Consider the following 15,694-nt stretch of genomic DNA (forward strand, 5'->3'; position numbering starts at 1 on the left):
GCAAAGCCTAGAGCGCGAGTGTCGCGAGATCGGCCTCGGACACCATGATTGCCTCGATATCGGCGTGCCGGCCTTTCTCCATCAACTCCCAACGAAGCATGCCGAGATCGATGCCTCGAAGCGTATCGGCCGCCAGGCTGTCGCCGTTCACCGATGAGAGCCCGGCCCGCAAAATTGCGGCATATTGGATCACCTGGCCCGCCCACGAGCGGTCTCGCTCCGCTCTTGAAGTCGAGCGAAGCTGCAGAAGGCCATGGCGCGCGACGGAAATCTCTTCGGGCCAGCCTTGCTGCCCATTGGTGACGAATAGACCGGCGCCGGCGGTGATCTGCTCGGCGAGCATGACCAGGTCATCGCGCACGATCGAGGCCGGTGAGTGAATGATGATCTCGTCATCGGTTACGCTGAGGGGCAGGTTGGATTGCTCCGCAACACGCGATGCGAAGGCGAGCGCTTCATCCCGGCGATCCAGACGAAACGGCGAGCAATAGCTCAGCATCTCCTGGCGATATCCGACCATCAGCTCGATCGCCTCAGCGGAGCGGTAAACTCCCCACCACATCTCATCGGCAATTTCTGTACTCCAGACACAACCGTCGACGAAGATCAGGCCTTTTGCCAAGGCATCTTGACCAGCAGTCAGGTCTTCTTCGCGACTGGAAGACGCGATGCGCCCGAATTTGCCAGCTTCCGACAGGGTTTCGAGCGTGAGTGCGTTGTCGCGATAGAAGCGCGCCCGCGCATCGAGGCCCGGAACGGCGGGATAATCGGATCTGCGCCAACGGCGTTCGCCGATTGCCCCATTGGAATGCGATGGCTGCTCGACGTCCGCGAGGAAGTCGTCAACGCGCAGCGGAGATCCGTCGCCAGTCAGCACGGCGCCATAGTGCCTTCCCTCATGGAACCGAGAGACGATCCGGGGAGCAGGCCCTTCAACCTTGTAGCGCGCCTTCAGGCTATTCTGGATCCATTCGACACCGAGAGGAGCCTCGATCGACGCCAAATCCGCGATCGCCACCGTGACGTTCTCGCGGAACATCGTGGGCTGGGGATTCCGGTGTCGGGGAGGGATGACCTGGGCCCGATAAGCAGCCGGCAGGCTGACGATCCGCTTGTTCAAATCGAGCTCCCGATGTTCACGCGCCAGTCGGGGCGTCCACCGAAGATTGGGCTTAGAGGTTGCAATCGACAACCGCCCAGCCCCACATCTGGGCATCTTCCGATACGAACGGGCCTTATTATGCCGCGTCAGCCAGCTCTGATCGAGATCGTTCCGCTTTCTGAAGAAGATCGCAGCATCCTCGCCGGCTACTACGAGAATGGCTATCTCCACGGGCATTGCGTTCCCCTGGCGATCGCGCTGGCCCGAGCCACTGGCGCCGAGCTCGTCATCCTGCGGACAGAGGAAGGGCGGCTGATCCACGCTGGCGTGAGAACTGACGCTGGTGAGCTGCGCGATATCCGGGGCGTCGTCGAAGAGCTCGAATTCCGCCGGCCATATGGCGGGATGGGCCCGCTTCGGCTGGTGCCGACGACGGAGGCTGCTCTCCTGGCAGAGGTGCCCGACACGACCGAGAAGATGATCGAGCGCGCCGGAGACCACCTTTGCGAGCTCTTCGACGACCTCCCTCAAGCCAGAGAGCGTGAGGAGAAGATCCGAGTGTTCCTCGGCGCGCTCAGCAACCTCTGCACAGCGCACGGCTTCTGGCTCCGCGGCGAACTGCCGAACTCGATCGTGCTGTACCCAGCCTATGGAGACGAAGCCGGGTTCAAGGCCCGCGCCGTGCCAGGCGGGACGCTACGACTGGAGCGCCTTCTCGGCGAAGCCGAGGTCGAACGAGACCAGCCGGCCGATCTTACGGGGCCGCCGGCCCTGGCGCGGTAGCCGCCCCGAGATTGGCGAAGGCCGGCCGTAGCGTGTGGTCGGGCGAAACCCAGAACACCTGATGGGCTTCGAGCGGGGTCGGCGGCTGCCACCTGTCGATGAAGCGCTCGATCGCTTCCTCCGGCACTTGCGCCAATCGGTCACGGTTCTGCTTGAGCACCGTCTGGTAGGGGGTATCGAGTGCGTGAACCTCGACATGCGCGTCATAGCTGCGAGCAAGGGAGATGATGCGATCGCGCATGAGCTTGTTCGTGTTCGTCGCATTCCACACGAAGGCCTGTTTCTTCCGCAGGTGCTCTCGCGCCCGCTCGTATCCGAGCTGCATCACGCGACCCGGATCGTCCTCGTCTTCGCGCAGGTCGTCGAACGAGACTTGCGGCAGGCCCGGGAATGCCTTCGCGGCATAGGTGTTCTTTCCGGAGCCAGGAATGCCGCTCAGCACGAAGACGCGACTTCCCGCCGGCGGCCGCGGCTCATAGAACGGTGACTTTCCGGTCTCCCGGCAGAAAATGACCCGGGCTTCGTCGTTGCTGAAAGCCCACGGAGTATCCAGGCAGCCGAATTCCTCGGCCGCGAGGCGGACGCATTCGAGCTCGATCGCGGTCTCTTCCGTGTTGGGACTTATCCGGCCTTGGTTGTCCGCCTGCGCCAGCATGACGAGGTCCCGCCAGGTTGCCAGATGCGAGAAGGCGATGAACTCGTCGCGCGGCTCGGGCTTGCTCAGCACATGGAAGACACGCTGGTGCCAGGCGACGAGGGCGAAGACCCGCTCCCGCATTTCAACGTCGGCCCCAAGCTTCCAAAGAAACGACCAGGCCGCCCGCGCACCCTTCAGCGCATGATGGGGATTCGAAACCTTGACCCTGCCGAGCTCGGTCGAGAATTCCTCGAGGCGCGTTTCCGGCTTGGCGACGTCATGCAGCAGCGCCGCGACCAGGAGCGCCTGGCGATCGAAGTCCGAGAGATCCCACAGGGCAGCGTCTTGCCGAAGCGCCTCGACCACCATCACCGTGTGGGTCCAGACGTCGCCCTCCGCATGATAGACCGGGTCCTGCGAGGACGCTGCCATGTCGGCATGCCATGGGACGCGCGCCGCGATCGCCTCCCATGCGAGAGGCGAACCGAGCGGCTGATCGAGAAGCTGCACGAGCTCCTCGAAGCCCGCCTGTTTGAATGAGGTCGTCACGACTTATCCTCGGAGTGCAACGCCGGAATACGGAGCTGCCAGAATATCGATGCCGGGGGCGAGACCATTCTCAAGAGCCGGTCGCTGCGACCAGTGCGCTCCCGAGGTTATGGTCGCCAGAAACTCGGCGCGTATCCACTTATAGCGCCCGACGACGCAACCATCGACCTCATGCTTCACATAGAGGCCTTCGGGGAGGCTGGTCATGTCGATCCAGGTCGCAGCGTCGGACGCAGCAACGCCGGCCGCTACACATTGCTCGGCCAGGCTCCGCTGCCAGTCAGAGCTCTTGAAGAGGCTGGGTTGTACCAGCTTCTGGATCTCGGCATCGGCCTTCAGGTGTCCCCGATGGACAACCGGAACCGACGGCATCGGAGCGCCATCGAGCAGGGCGTGCCGCTCATCCGTTGCCAGATATCGCCCGGTCTCCCGATCGTAGACGTCGTATTCGAACAGGAAATGCGGGAGCAGGTCGTAATAGGCGCAGTGCACGCGGTGCAGCCACTCACAGTAGATGACATAGCGCTCGCGAACGAGATCCCGCAGCCAGCCGTCGTGGACCGCAGCCCAGACCTTCAGGAGATCGAACTGTGGCTCCCGTGAGTGACCACCGAGCACTGTGCCCCGATGCCGGAGGAGCAGATTGCCCTCGTCCTGGTAAATCCCGACCTCGCCGCCATCGAGCTTCTCCTCGAAAACCAGCTCTCCATCTCGCAGGCTCGTAACAGAGCGCGACGGGGCATGGTCGAAACTGTGCGGATGACGGGAGCCCCTGAGGCCCCAAACTCCCAACAGACTGAAGATCAAGGCGAAGCCCCCGTCGGACACCGATCGGGGGCTTCGCCTTTTTCATTTCCGGGTCATCGATTGACCCACCGCTGTTTGACAATTTGGCTCGCGCATCGGTCGCCACACCGGTGCGCTCATGTTGGGCGGAAGCCCAAGCAGAGGAGTTGCGCTGCCCTATCGAGGGTGTGCCGCGATCCTCAATCGGAAGGTCGGCTGGGTGAGAGGCTTAAACCAGCTGCTTGCTAAGCAGCAGCGGGCGTCACCGTCCGCCGCGAGTTCAAATCTCGCGCCGACCGCCGCCGAACTTGAAGGATTGATCCTTCGGATGATGAACGTCGGGACTGGCGAGCCCGCGGCAGACTGTAAATCTGCTCCTTTGATAGGTATGGGGTTCGAATCCTTCCATCATCCACCAGATTTCCTCAGAGCATGTTGAGCGCGGAGGTGCTCCGTGCATGCTGAGGACAGCGCTTCGGCGCTGACGAGATAGGAAGAGACAGCAGGCAGCGGCTCGGAAGGCCGACTGCAGCCAACCTGGTTCTCCCGGGCTCTCTTCCTCGAAGCAGGAAGGCGGTTTCGACAACCGTCAGATGGCACCGGCCAAGAAAGTCGGAGCGCGATCAACCGGGGGAGCCGACCTCGAAAGCGATGTTCTGTGCCTGCCTGAGAAGCTGCTGCGTGCGCTGGACGCTCTGCTGGAGCTGCTGGAGCGAGCTATGTGGCAGGCTCGCCAGATTGCGGGCCTGATTGATGAGCATCTGCGCTTCGTTCTGGAGGCTCTGAATCTGGTTGTTGATCTGCTCCAGCGTGCGCGCTGCCGTGAGGACGTTCTGCGCGTAGTTGCTCGGGTCATAAACGATGCGGCCGAAGCCGAATTGCGCATGGGCCGGGCTTGCCAGCATGGGCGAAAGCGCGACGGGCACGGCGAGCGCCAGCGCGAGGGCCGAGGCCCCGACGATCTTGGAATAGGTCATGGAAGAATCTCCTGTGTGGGGTGGGTATCGAGCCGGGCCGGTGCGGAGGATTCCGGCCGGTCGGCAAGATTGGTGAGGTTTGGGATCAGCTCGGCCGCCCACTCGACGCCGCGCTCGCGCAGCCATGCGGCGAGGAAGCCGTCGCGGCCGTGTTCGGCGACGATCTGCGCAATGAGCGTCTGGTCGGATTTGGCGGATGCGGCGCAGAGCGCGAGGCCGACTTCGGACAGGCCAAGCTCGAACAGGCGATTGCCGCGCCGTGACTGGCAGTAATAATCCCGCTTGGGCGTGGCCCTTGCGAGGATTTCTATCTGGCGGTCATTGAGGCCGAAGCGGCGATAAATGGCCGTGATCTGCGGTTCGATGGCCCGCTCGTTCGGCAGCAGGAGCCGCGTCGGGCAGCTCTCGATAATCGCGGGCGCGATGTTGCTGCCGTCGATGTCGGACAGGCTTTGCGTGGCGAAGATGACGCTGGCGTTTTTCTTGCGCAGCGTTTTCAGCCATTCGCGGAGCTGGCCGGCAAACCCCTCGTCGTCCAGCGCAAGCCAGCCTTCGTCGATGATGAGCAGCGTCGGCCGCCCGTCGAGCCGGTCGCCAATGCGATGAAAGAGATAGGCCAGCACCGCCGGGGCCGCGCCGGTCCCGACAAGGCCCTCGATCTCGAAGGCTTGCACATCCGCCGCGCCAAGGTGTTCCGTTTCGGCGTCGAGCAGCCGACCATAGGCACCGCCGACGCAATAGGGCCGAAGGGCTTGCTTGAGGTCGTTGCTTTGCAGCAGGACCGCGAGGCCGGTGATGGTGCGTTCTCCGACTGGCGCGGACGCCAGCGAGGTCAGCGCCGTCCAGATATGTTCCTTCACCTCCGGGGTGATCGTCATGCCTTCGCGCATGAGGATCGCCACGATCCAGTCGGCGGCCCAAGCCCGTTCATAGGTATCTTGGATGCGAGCGAGCGGCTGGAGGGAAACGGAAGATTCCGCCCCATCGGTCAGGCCGCCGCCCAGGTCGTGCCAGTCCCCCGCCATGGCGAGCGTGGCGGCGCGGATGCTGCCGCCGAAATCGAAGGCGAAGACCTGGCTGCGTTGGTAGCGCCGGAACTGGAGCGCCATGAGGGCGAGCAACACGCTCTTGCCCGCTCCTGTGGGGCCGACGACAAGGGTGTGGCCTACGTCGCCGACATGGAGACTTAGCCGGAACGGGGTTGAGCCTTCGGTCCTGGCGTATAGCAATGGAGCGTCGCCGAAATGCTCGTCCCGTTCCGGCCCCGCCCACACCGCTGAAAGCGGGATCATGTGGGCGAGATTCAGTGTGCTGATGGGTGGCTGCCGCACGTTCGCGTAGGCATGTCCGGGCAGGCTGCCGAGCCATGCGTCAACCGCGTTGACCGTCTCGGCCATGGCGGTGAAGTCGCGGCCCTGAACGATCTTCTCGACCAGGCGCAGCTTCTCGTCGGCAAGGCGCGGGTCGGCATCCCAAACGGTGACGGTCGCCGTGACATAGGCCATGCCCGCCACGTCCGCCCCGAGCTCCTGCAACGCCATGTCGGCGTCGAGTGCCTTGTTGGCGGCGTCGGTGTCCACAAGCGCGGACGCCTCGTTGGTCATCACCTCTTTCAGAATCGCGGCGACGCTCTTGCGCTTGGCGAACCATTGGCGACGGATGCGGGTCAGCAGCCGGGTCGCATCGGTCTTGTCGAGCAGGATCGCGCGGGTGCTCCACCGATAAGGGAACGGCAGCCGGTTCATCTCGTCGAGCAGGCCGGGCGTCGTCGCGGTAGGGAACCCGACGATGGTCAGGACGCGCAGATGTGCGTCGCCAAGGCGCGGCTCCAGCCCACCGGTCAACGGCTGGTCGGCGAGCAGCGCGTCGAGGTGCATGGGCACCTCGGGCACGCGCACGCGATGGCGGTTGGTCGAGATGGTGGAATGGAGATAGGTCAGCGTCGCGCCGTCATCCATCCAACGGCACTCGGGCATGAAGCCGTCGAGCAGCGCCAGCACGCGGTCCGTGCGATCCACGAAACCGCGCAGCAATTCGTGCGGATTTACCCCCGATTGCTCGCGGCCTTCATAGAGCCAGCTTTCCGCCCGCGCGGCTTCCTCGGCCGGCGGCAGCCAGAGGAAGGTGAGGAAATAGCCGGACACGAAATGCACGCCGGCTTCCTCGAAACCGGCTTTGCGCTCCGCATCGACCAGCGCCGACGCGGGATCGGGAAAGGTGCTGTCGGGATAGGTCGCCGCCTCGCTGCGCTGCGCCTCGACGAAGATGCTCCAGCCGGAGCCGAGACGGCGGACGGCGTTGTTGATGCGGCCGGCGACGGCGACCAGCTCGGCCGCGACGGCGGAATCCAGATCGGGACCGCGAAACTTCGCCGTCCTCTGAAAACTCCCGTCCTTGTTCAAGATGACGCCGGAGCCGACCAGCGCGGCCCATGGCAGATAGTCGGCGAGCCGGGTGGCGGTGCGGCGGTATTCGGCAAGGTTCATCATGGCCGCGCCCTCACACCGCCAGATGGCCGGGGATGCGCAGATGCCGCCTCCCGACCTCGACGAATTGAGGATCGCGCTTCGCCGCCCACACGGCCGCGAAATGGCCGATGGCCCATAGGGCGAGGCCGACCAGCCAGAGGCGCAGGCCGAGGCCCACGGCCCCGGCCAGCGTTCCGTTCATGATGGCGATGGAGCGCGGTGCGCCGCCGAGCAAAATATGCTCGGTCAACGCCCGGTGGACCGGGACCGTGAAGCCCGGCACCGCGTCGAGTTGTTCGAGGCCGCCCGCCATCAGATGAGCGCTCCGCCGCCGAAGCTGAAAAAGCTCAAAAAGAACGAGCTGGCCGCGAACGCGATGCTGAGGCCGAACACGATCTGGATCAGCTTGCGGAAACCGCCGCCTGTATCGCCGAAGGCCAGTGTCAGGCCGGTCACGATGATAATTATCACCGCGATGATCTTGGCCACCGGCCCCTCAATGCTTTGAAGAATCTGTTGGAGAGGCTGCTCCCATGGCATCGACGAACCGGACGCATGGGCGGCCGGTGCGAGCATGAGACTGATGACAAGGGTAGATGCGGCGGTCGCCATGGTGCGGCAGCCGCGCGAAAGCGTGCGGATCATGTAGATTCTCCTGTGCTGGTGGGGATTGCCAAAGGGATGGGATGCGTGATGCGGTAATCGCCGTCCGGCCCCAGGCCCTCGACGCGGGCGAGTTCGGCCAGCCGGCGCGCGGAACCGCGCCCGGACAGGACGGCAACAAGGTCGATGGTTTCCGCGATCAGGGCGCGCGGGACGGTGACGACAGCCTCCTGGATGAGCTGTTCAAGGCGACGGAGCGCGCCGATGCCGGAACCGGCATGGATGGTGCCGATGCCGCCGGGGTGTCCGGTTCCCCATGCTTTGAGCAGGTCGAGGGCTTCGGGACCGCGCACTTCGCCGATGGGGATGCGGTCGGGGCGCAGGCGCAGCGAGGAACGCACAAGGTCCGACAGGCTGGCGACGCCATCCTTGGTTCGCATCGCCACAAGGTTCGGCGCGGCGCATTGCAGCTCGCGCGTGTCCTCGATGATGACGACGCGATCCGCGCCCTTCGCTACCTCGGCGAGCAGCGCGTTGGTCAGCGTGGTCTTGCCGGTGCTGGTGCCGCCCGCCACCAGGATATTGGCGCGGGCCGCGACGGCTTCGCGTAGCGTCTCCGCTTGACCGGCGGTCATGATGCCGGCGGCCACATAGTCGTCGAGGCCAAACACCGCGACGGCGGGCTTGCGGATGGCGAAGGCCGGCGCGGCGACCACGGGCGGAAGCAGGCCCTCGAAACGCTCCCCGGTCTCCGGCAGTTCGGCCGAGACGCGGGGGCTGCGGGCATGAACCTCCGCGCCGACATGATGTGCGACCAGCCGAACGATACGTTCGCCATCGGCGGCGGACAGGCGCTCGCCCGTGTCGGCAAGCCCCTCAGAGAGCCGGTCCACCCAAAGCCGGCCATCGGGATTCAGCATCACCTCGACCACGGCCGGGTCTTCGAGAAACCGTCCGATGGCCGGGCCGAGTGCGGTGCGCAACATGCGCGCGCCACGCTGGATCGCTTCCGGTTTGTGGTGGTTGGCATTCATGTCGGCCCCGATCACTGGCGGGGCGCAACAGACGGTCCCCGCATCGGGGTCGATTAAGAAAGCCCGAAATCGGGCTGCTTCAACAAGTATTTACGCGCGTGCGGCGACCGGCGGCCATCGGCGGTAAATAGGACGGGTTGTGTTGTCGTAGTTTCGAGGGTGCGCGCGCAGGATCGGCGGCGATTGGCGCTTTACCGATTCGCCGCCTTGCGTGGGCGCCCGCCCTTGGCTCCGTTCGCGCGGGACGCGGCGGCCTTGGCCGCCGAGGTCGCTTGCCCGGCGCGGCGGACCATCCATGCCTTCGTGCCGAAGAGGCCCGCCATCAGGCCCGGCAGAGAAAGGTCAACGTCCAGTTCCTCCCAATGCAGGCCATAGCCCCGGCCGAGGATTTCGACGGCGGCGAGCTGGTCGTCGGACGCGGCCTCAAGCCCCTGCGCCAGACGTGGCGGAAAGGCGAAGGTGCAACCGTTCTCAAGATCGACGATCACGCGACCGGAAGAGCGGTCATAGCGCGCAGCCGCCGCACGCGGCTCGTTGGCGTGTGCGGCGCAGCCCCGCTCCAGCGCGGCGTCGATTGCGGTATCGGTCAGGTCAACCATGTATCTCTCTCCATCGCGCCAGGAACACGTCCCTGTGTTCGGTCACGACGGCCATCGCGCGGCGCACCTCGTTCCGCTTCATGTCCTCCGCCCAGACCAGTTCCGGTCCGCCATCGGGTCCGGTCAGATTGATCTTGGCGTGGCCATCGCCGAACACATGCACATGGGCAGGCTCGTGGTCGTCGGTGTAGATGACGATGCGCAGCCCATGCGCGCGGTGGATCGTAACCATAGAACCAGATAACCTATCACGATGGGTTTTTCAAGGAATCATCGGCAGCCATCTCGCCGACCGCGCCATCCTGCATGGATAGTGCGGGCATGTCGCGGGACAGTTCCTTGAGAAACCTGTCGCCCGTCGCAAGGCGCTTGCCGAGGGTCAGCATGAAGCCCTCGAACCGCTCGACGCCCTTGGCGCGCGCCGAGGCTTGCGCCGTATCTGCCAGCGGCGGGGTGATGGTCAACCAGAAATGGACGAACAGCGCGACGGTCTCGCCGAGCACGGCGAGATCTACGTCGAGCGTGTCGATCTGGCGGCCGAGCCTGTCCAGGCGGCGCGACATGGCCGCCTCCAGCCGATCCGCCGCGTCGCCGGACAGGAAGGAAGCTACGGCGGCCTCGACGATGGCGGATTTCGACACTTGCCGGCGCAGGGCCAACATCTCGACCTGTTCGAGCAGTTCCGGGTCGAAATAGACGTTCATGCGGGTGCGGGTGGTCATGGGCGTTCCTTCAAAGCTCGATGCCGTCATCAGGGTTCATGGCGACCTGCCGCGCGACCATCCGCATGCGCTGGCGCATGGCGCGGGCCTTGGCCGCATCCACGTCCGGTTCGTCGTCCAGAATGTCGAACTCCTGCGTGGGCGACGGCGGCGGCGCGACGATTTCCTCATGCTCGGGCAATTCCGGCTCGCGGCGGATTCCGGCATTGGCCGGGTCGCCTTCGGCCCTATCGCTGGCGTCTGTCGCGGGATGGCCCGCCGCTGCGACCACGCGGCTCGACCAATCGTCGGATGACGGGTTCGCTGCGGCGGGACCGGCTGCCGGATCGGGCGGGGTCAGGATGCGTTCCATGAACCGCGCATCCTCGAAATAGCGAGCTTTGATGGCCCGGATCGGCGGCGTTCCCGCGACCATGACGATTTCGTCGGATGGCGGAAGCTGCATCACCTCGCCTGGCGTGAGCAGCGGCCGGGCCGTCTCCTGCCGCGACACCATCAAATGCCCGAGCCACGGGGCCAGCCTATGCCCGGCGTAGTTGGTGGAATCGCGCATCTCGGTCGCGGTGCCGAGTGCTTCGCTGATCCGTTTCGCGGTCCTCTCGTCGTTCGTGGCGAAGGCGACGCGGACGTGGCAGTTGTCCAAGACGCTGTTGTTTGCGCCGTATGCCTTCTCGATCTGGTTGAGGCTCTGCGCGATCAGGAAGGATTTCATCCCGTAGCCGGCCATGAAGGCGAGCGCCGATTCAAAGAAGTCGAGCCGGCCGAGTGCGGGAAACTCATCCAGCATGAGCAGCAGGCGGTGGCGCTTGCCGGACGTGTTCAAATCCTCGGTCAACCGCCTGCCGATCTGGTTTAGGATCAGCCGGATCAGCGGCTTCGTCCGGTTGATGTCGGACGGCGGCACGACAAGGTAGAGGCTGACCGGCTCCTTGCTGCCGACCAGATCGGCAATGCGCCAGTCGCACCGCGCCGTGACGCGCGCCACCACGGGATCGCGGTAGAGGCCGAGATAGGACATGGCGGTGCTGAGAACGCCCGACCGCTCGTTCTCGCTCTTGTTGAGCAGTTCCCGCGCCGACGACGCGATGACGGGATGAACACCGGCTTCGCCCAGGTGCGGCGTGTCCATCATCGCGCGCAAGGTCGCCTCGACGGGGCGGCGCGGGTCGGACAGGAAATTGGCGACGCCCGCCAGCGTCTTGTCCGGTTCGGCATAGAGAACATGCAGGATTGCGCCGACAAGCAGGCTGTGGCTGGTCTTTTCCCAATGGTTGCGCTTGTCGAGGCTGCCTTCCGGGTCCACCAGAATATCCGCGATGTTCTGAACGTCGCGGACTTCCCATTCGCCTTGCCGGACTTCGAGCAGCGGATTGTAGGCGGCGGACTTCGCGTTCGTGGGGTCGAACAGCAGGACGCGGCCGTGCTGCGCGCGAAAGCCCGCTGTCAGCGTCCAATTCTCCCCTTTAATGTCATGGACGATACAGCTTCCCGGCCAGGTCAGCAGCGTCGGGACGACCAAGCCGACGCCCTTGCCGCTGCGGGTCGGGGCGAAGCAAAGGACATGCTCGGGACCGTCATGGCGCAGATAGTCATTGGGATGCCTGCCAAGTACGACGCCATCGGGGCCGAGCAATCCTGCCGCACGGATTTCCCTTTCCTCGGCCCATCGCGCTGAACCGTAGGTAGCGACGTTGCGCGCCTCTCGCGCCCGGATGATCGACATGAGGATGGCGGCGGCGATGGCGAGGAAGCCGCCCGATACCGCGATGATGCCGCCCTCCACGAAGATCGCGGGCGCATAAGCGTCGAAGGAAAACCACCACCAGAAGAAGGCGGGCGGATAATAGACCGGCAGGCCCACCAGCTCGAACCACGGATTGCCAAGCTGGGACTGGAAGCCGAGGCGGAACGCCGTCCATTGCGTCGCCGCCCACGTCATCACCAGAACGATGGTGGCAACCACCACCATCTGGCCCCATAAGATTCGGCCTCCGCGCATCCAGGCTCCAGTCTGCAAAAGGGACGGAGCCGATCAGAGAGTAGGCAATTATGGGACAGGCAACAGGAAAGAGGATGCCGGAGGGCTACCGGATACTATCGGCGGCAAATAGGACGGGTCGGGTCAGTGCGTCCGGCCCCGCCGTTCTTCGTCGCAGGCTTGTTCGAGGATTCTGCGGTAGCCCTGATTCGCCATCCATTGCGCGCGGGCAAGATGGCGCTACGGTTGGACGGCGACCAGACGGCCGAGAACGGAACCGGCTCCAGTTCATCGGCGAACGGCAGGAAGACGATGCCGGTCGTCGGCAGCAGGGACGTTGCCGCGCCGACGATGGTGATGCCGAAGCTCTTTCCCACCATGGAAAGCAGCGTGCCGCGCCCCACGTCGAAGCGCAGGATCGACGGCGCGGGCCAGCGCCCGGCGAGGCGCAGAACGATATGGTCATGCACCTGCGGGCCGGTGCCGCCGTGCCGGACAAGGAAGGTCTCGCCCGCCAGATCGGCCCAGGTGACGGCAGGCTTCCCGGCGAGCTGATGCCCCTCCGGCAGCACGGCCAGAAGTGGTTCGGTCCAGATCGGTCGGGTATGGCAGTCGGGCAGCTCCGGCGTGCCGGCGACGAACGCTATATCCAGCCGGTCGGCGCGAAGCTGCATCACCGCCTCGCGGGCCGTGCCTTCGATAATCTCCACGTCGATGCCGGGATGGTCTTCGCGATATTGCCCGATCAGTTCGGCGAGGAAGCTGCGCGGGATCAGGGCATGGATGCCGATGCGCAGCCGGCCGCACTCCCCTTGCGCCGCCATGCCGGCGGTCTTCACGGCATGGTCGAGTTGATCGACGCCGGCCGACACCCGTTCGACAAACAGGCGTCCGGCTTCGGTGAGCCGGACGCCTCGCGTGTTGCGCTCGAACAGGAGGATGCCAAGTTCTTCCTCCAATGCCCTGATCCGGGCGCTGACGCTCGACTGGCTGGTGCCGAGTGCCTGGGCAGCGCGGTAGAAGCTGAGATATTCGGCGACGGCGAGCGCCTGAATCAGCGACGCAAGGGGGATGCGCGACCCCAGCGCAGTCGGCATGCCCCCTTGGCGATCAATCATGAGTGCTGATCGACGCCGACGCATCGCTACCCCTTTGGCCAGTTTTGATGGTGATCATCAATAATGTAGGGGTGAGCGTGGCGGATCGGCCCATGGCGATGGACGCGGTTTCCGTCAGCATTGCCAAGGAGCGGCGGCGCATGATCGGTCCCGGCGTCGAGCGGATGGCTGTGCTCGATTTCGTGGTGATCGTGCTCGATGATATCGGGATCATTTGCGGGCCAGAGCCGCATGGCTGCGATCGCGCCAGATCCAGCCGCGATGGCCAACACCGCGAAAGCTATCGTCATCCCGAAACTTGCGCCGAGCCAACCCGCCAGCGGATAGGTCACGAGCCATCCAGCATGCGACAGCGCGAACTGCGCAGCGAACAGCGACGGCCGATCTTCCGGGTGTGCGGAGCGACGCAGCAGGATACCACCTGGCGTCATGACAGCGGAACCGGCAGCGCCCAGCAAGAGCCAAAGAACCAGAATCGACCACCAGTTCTGGTAAAACGCGGCGATCGCGAGCAACACCGGCAAAGCCACTGCGCCCGTGATCATGACGCCGCGCGGTGATCTGCCTTTGAGGAGTTTAAGCAAGGCGATGGCGACGACCATGGAACCAGCCCCATAGGCAGCGAAGAACCATGCCACGTCACCTTCCGTGCCCCCGAAGCCTGCACGAACGATGACCACCGTGTTCACGATCACCATTGCGCCTGATGCCGCCGCGGCAAAGCTGAGGGCCAGCAACCCACGCAAGCGGGGAGTCGAGAAGTAAATCCAGGCGCCGCGTGTCAACCGCTCCACGAAGCTGCGCTGAACGGCCTTCACGACGGGCAGCGTGACCGACAGCACCAGGATACCCGACGCCACAAAGCCGATGGCATTTCCGACGAACAACCAGTGGAAGCTGATGACCGTCAGGAGCAACGCCGCGAGTAGAGGGCTGGCAAGGGATTCGAGATCATAGGCCAGCCGCGACATGGAGAGCGCGGCCGTGTATTCCTCCTCATCAGGAAGTACATCGGGGATTGTCGCCTGGAAAGTCGGCGTGAACGCCGCCGAGCAGGACTGGAACAGGAAGACCAGCACATAGATCTGCCAGATCTCCGAGACAAAGGGTAGCAGCAGGACCATCCCTGCCCGAATGAGATCAAGAGTGACGAGCAATGCGCGGCGCGGCATCCAGCCGGCCAAGGCGCCGGCAAAGGGGGAAACGCCAACATAGGCGATCATCTTGACGGCCAGCGCCACGCCCAGCACCTGGCCCGCATCCGCGCCGGCGATATCGTAAGCGAGCACGCCGAGCGCGACGGTCGTGAGGCCCGTCCCGATCAGGGAGAGAACCTGCGCAGCGAAGAGATTTCGATAAGTTCGGTTGGCGAGGATCGAAAGCATGGTGATCCTAACGGCAGGCGGAAACTTCGCGCCCCGCCGATCCAAACAGGATCACGTCGAAGCGCTCGCAGGTCGTGCCTTCGACCGGCGGGCTGAATTTCCTTTCAACCGAGAAATTGTTCTTCACCGGAACGCTCATTGCCGCCTCCTAACCTTCGTCAACGGGTGTCAAACAGCACCGTGTGCCTTCCAAGGGTTGGAAGGTCAAGACCCTATTTCATCTTGATTTCCAACAACCCAAACCAAACTCGCACTCGATTGAAAGCAGCAGGTTCAACCTTCGTACTACCGCTCAGACAGGAAGCGGAACGATGAACCTTCCATGCAGAGCCAAAGACGCGAGTGCCGAAATCGCGACGTGCTTCGGATGCTCCGCTGATTTTCGCTAGTCATCGGCATGGTCCTCGTCGATGTGGGTCATTGGGGAGGCGGGGCAGTCATGTGGTGCCTCTGACTTAGATTTCCCGTGGCCCGAGAAAGCGTCCGAAGCTCCGGGTGGTCGGGCCGAACAGGAACGCTTCATAGGGCTCGGGATCGACTCCGGGAAAATCCATGCCGGGCGAACCGGCAGGCATTCCGGGCACGGCCAGCCCCGTCGCGTCAGGCCGCTCGGCCAGCAGGCGGCGGATCGCCGCGGCAGGCGCATGGCCCTCGACCACATAGCCCCCCACCTCGGCGGTGTGGCACGATGCCATATCGGCTGGCACGCCGAGCCGCTGCTTGAGGCGGTCCATGTCGGTGGATTCTACCACTTGCACCGGGAAGCCTGCGGCCTCGATATGCGCGACCCAGCCGTCGCAGCAGCCGCAGGATGGATCCTTGTTGACGTTCACCAGGGGCAGCGTTTCGGCATGTCCCGATCCTGCCATGGTCATCAGCAGGGGCAGCGCGCCGGCGGCCGTCAGAACGGTGCGCCGGCTGATGTGGTGATCGATTCTCATCGTCAAACCTCG

General features: G+C 64.5%; 16 protein-coding genes, 2 tRNA genes and 1 pseudogene. 3 read left to right on the top strand and 16 right to left on the bottom strand.

Translation table 11 applies throughout. The features are described 5' to 3' along the window. Positions 1-7: 7 nt before the first annotated feature. Entirely contained in the window at positions 8-1,120 is a 1,113-nt protein-coding gene (locus tag ACODTJ_RS10400; protein ID WP_488848598.1) for a hypothetical protein, read from the bottom strand. 120 nt (positions 1,121-1,240) lie between these two features. On the opposite strand from ACODTJ_RS10400, the gene ACODTJ_RS10405 reads away from it, so the two are divergent. Further along, positions 1,241-1,885, top strand: a complete 645-nt coding sequence (locus ACODTJ_RS10405; protein WP_488848600.1) for a hypothetical protein — start codon at positions 1,241-1,243, stop codon at positions 1,883-1,885. Here ACODTJ_RS10405 and ACODTJ_RS10410 read toward each other — a convergent pair. After that, positions 1,857-3,071, bottom strand: coding sequence for an AAA family ATPase (locus ACODTJ_RS10410; RefSeq protein WP_488848602.1), 1,215 nt, complete (start codon positions 3,069-3,071; stop codon positions 1,857-1,859). The genes ACODTJ_RS10405 and ACODTJ_RS10410 overlap by 29 nt on opposite strands. A gap of 3 nt (positions 3,072-3,074) precedes the next feature. Continuing rightward, positions 3,075-3,878 carry an RNA ligase family protein gene (locus ACODTJ_RS10415; RefSeq protein ID WP_488848604.1) on the bottom strand — a complete coding sequence of 268 codons (804 nt, stop codon included), beginning with the start codon at positions 3,876-3,878 and terminating at the stop codon, positions 3,075-3,077. 189 nt (positions 3,879-4,067) lie between these two features. On the opposite strand from ACODTJ_RS10415, the gene ACODTJ_RS10420 reads away from it, so the two are divergent. Together ACODTJ_RS10420 and ACODTJ_RS10425 are read left to right on the top strand one after the other, a co-directional pair. Continuing rightward, positions 4,068-4,156, top strand: a tRNA-Ser gene (locus ACODTJ_RS10420). Positions 4,157-4,183: 27 nt separating this feature from the next. Beyond that, positions 4,184-4,275, top strand: a tRNA-Tyr gene (locus ACODTJ_RS10425). 220 nt (positions 4,276-4,495) lie between these two features. On the opposite strand, the pseudogene ACODTJ_RS10430 reads toward ACODTJ_RS10425, so the two are convergent. From ACODTJ_RS10430 to ACODTJ_RS10490, 13 genes and pseudogenes are all read right to left on the bottom strand, one after another. Beyond that, positions 4,496-4,834, bottom strand: a pseudogene (locus tag ACODTJ_RS10430) (TrbJ/VirB5 family protein); the annotation flags it as partial. Further along, on the bottom strand, positions 4,831-7,323 hold the full coding sequence (trbE, locus tag ACODTJ_RS10435; protein WP_488848605.1) for a conjugal transfer protein TrbE: 2,493 nt from the start codon (positions 7,321-7,323) through the stop codon (positions 4,831-4,833). The pseudogene ACODTJ_RS10430 and the gene trbE, both read right to left, overlap by 4 nt. Positions 7,324-7,333: 10 nt before the next feature. Beyond that, a complete protein-coding gene (locus ACODTJ_RS10440) occupies positions 7,334-7,615 on the bottom strand; it encodes a VirB3 family type IV secretion system protein (protein ID WP_488848607.1) in 282 nt (93 codons plus the stop codon). Continuing rightward, positions 7,615-7,947 carry a TrbC/VirB2 family type IV secretion system protein gene (locus ACODTJ_RS10445; RefSeq protein ID WP_488848609.1) on the bottom strand — a complete coding sequence of 111 codons (333 nt, stop codon included), beginning with the start codon at positions 7,945-7,947 and terminating at the stop codon, positions 7,615-7,617. Before ACODTJ_RS10445 ends, ACODTJ_RS10440 begins: the two co-directional genes overlap by 1 nt. Continuing rightward, on the bottom strand, positions 7,944-8,939 hold the full coding sequence (gene trbB / locus ACODTJ_RS10450; RefSeq protein ID WP_488848659.1) for a P-type conjugative transfer ATPase TrbB: 996 nt from the start codon (positions 8,937-8,939) through the stop codon (positions 7,944-7,946). The genes ACODTJ_RS10445 and trbB overlap by 4 nt, the downstream gene beginning before the upstream one ends. A gap of 191 nt (positions 8,940-9,130) precedes the next feature. Next, on the bottom strand, positions 9,131-9,538 hold the full coding sequence (locus tag ACODTJ_RS10455) for a DUF2442 domain-containing protein (RefSeq protein ID WP_142847953.1): 408 nt from the start codon (positions 9,536-9,538) through the stop codon (positions 9,131-9,133). Beyond that, positions 9,531-9,770, bottom strand: coding sequence for a DUF4160 domain-containing protein (locus ACODTJ_RS10460; RefSeq protein WP_142847954.1), 240 nt, complete (start codon positions 9,768-9,770; stop codon positions 9,531-9,533). The genes ACODTJ_RS10455 and ACODTJ_RS10460 overlap by 8 nt, the downstream gene beginning before the upstream one ends. Before the next feature lie 16 nt (positions 9,771-9,786). Continuing rightward, entirely contained in the window at positions 9,787-10,260 is a 474-nt protein-coding gene (locus tag ACODTJ_RS10465; protein ID WP_142847955.1) for a ribbon-helix-helix domain-containing protein, read from the bottom strand. Positions 10,261-10,270: 10 nt separating this feature from the next. Then, on the bottom strand, positions 10,271-12,259 hold the full coding sequence (locus ACODTJ_RS10470; protein WP_142847956.1) for a conjugal transfer protein TraG: 1,989 nt from the start codon (positions 12,257-12,259) through the stop codon (positions 10,271-10,273). Positions 12,260-12,354: 95 nt separating this feature from the next. Next, positions 12,355-13,356: a LysR family transcriptional regulator gene (locus ACODTJ_RS10475; protein ID WP_488848616.1), complete on the bottom strand. Its 1,002-nt coding sequence runs from the start codon at positions 13,354-13,356 to the stop codon at positions 12,355-12,357. Between the two features lie 26 nt (positions 13,357-13,382). Beyond that, the gene (locus ACODTJ_RS10480; RefSeq protein WP_488848618.1) at positions 13,383-14,741 is read right to left on the bottom strand and encodes an MFS transporter; all 1,359 of its coding nucleotides are present in this window, start codon (positions 14,739-14,741) and stop codon (positions 13,383-13,385) included. Positions 14,742-14,748: 7 nt separating this feature from the next. Further along, positions 14,749-14,880, bottom strand: coding sequence for a hypothetical protein (locus tag ACODTJ_RS10485; protein ID WP_255448413.1), 132 nt, complete (start codon positions 14,878-14,880; stop codon positions 14,749-14,751). Between the two features lie 316 nt (positions 14,881-15,196). Beyond that, complete coding sequence (locus tag ACODTJ_RS10490) at positions 15,197-15,682, bottom strand: DUF411 domain-containing protein (RefSeq protein ID WP_488848620.1); 486 nt, start codon at positions 15,680-15,682, stop codon at positions 15,197-15,199. Positions 15,683-15,694: the final 12 nt, after the last annotated feature.

The sequence above is a fragment of the Allobosea sp. FG18 genome (genome assembly GCF_057809495.1).

Bases quoted from the DNA above. Each gene is read 5' to 3' on its own strand.
- ACODTJ_RS10455 (WP_142847953.1), bottom strand. From the start codon at position 9,538: ATGGTTGACCTGACCGATACCGCAATCGACGCCGCGCTGGAGCGGGGC.
- ACODTJ_RS10480 (WP_488848618.1), bottom strand. From the start codon at position 14,741: ATGCTTTCGATCCTCGCCAACCGAACTTATCGAAATCTCTTCGCTGCG.
- ACODTJ_RS10445 (WP_488848609.1), bottom strand. From the start codon at position 7,947: ATGATCCGCACGCTTTCGCGCGGCTGCCGCACCATGGCGACCGCCGCA.
- trbB (WP_488848659.1), bottom strand. From the start codon at position 8,939: ATGAATGCCAACCACCACAAACCGGAAGCGATCCAGCGTGGCGCGCGC.
- trbE (WP_488848605.1), bottom strand. From the start codon at position 7,323: ATGATGAACCTTGCCGAATACCGCCGCACCGCCACCCGGCTCGCCGAC.
- ACODTJ_RS10470 (WP_142847956.1), bottom strand. From the start codon at position 12,259: ATGCGCGGAGGCCGAATCTTATGGGGCCAGATGGTGGTGGTTGCCACC.
- ACODTJ_RS10485 (WP_255448413.1), bottom strand. From the start codon at position 14,880: ATGAGCGTTCCGGTGAAGAACAATTTCTCGGTTGAAAGGAAATTCAGC.
- ACODTJ_RS10475 (WP_488848616.1), bottom strand. From the start codon at position 13,356: ATGATTGATCGCCAAGGGGGCATGCCGACTGCGCTGGGGTCGCGCATC.
- ACODTJ_RS10490 (WP_488848620.1), bottom strand. From the start codon at position 15,682: ATGAGAATCGATCACCACATCAGCCGGCGCACCGTTCTGACGGCCGCC.
- ACODTJ_RS10440 (WP_488848607.1), bottom strand. From the start codon at position 7,615: ATGGCGGGCGGCCTCGAACAACTCGACGCGGTGCCGGGCTTCACGGTC.
- ACODTJ_RS10460 (WP_142847954.1), bottom strand. From the start codon at position 9,770: ATGGTTACGATCCACCGCGCGCATGGGCTGCGCATCGTCATCTACACC.
- ACODTJ_RS10405 (WP_488848600.1), top strand. From the start codon at position 1,241: ATGCCGCGTCAGCCAGCTCTGATCGAGATCGTTCCGCTTTCTGAAGAA.
- ACODTJ_RS10465 (WP_142847955.1), bottom strand. From the start codon at position 10,260: ATGACCACCCGCACCCGCATGAACGTCTATTTCGACCCGGAACTGCTC.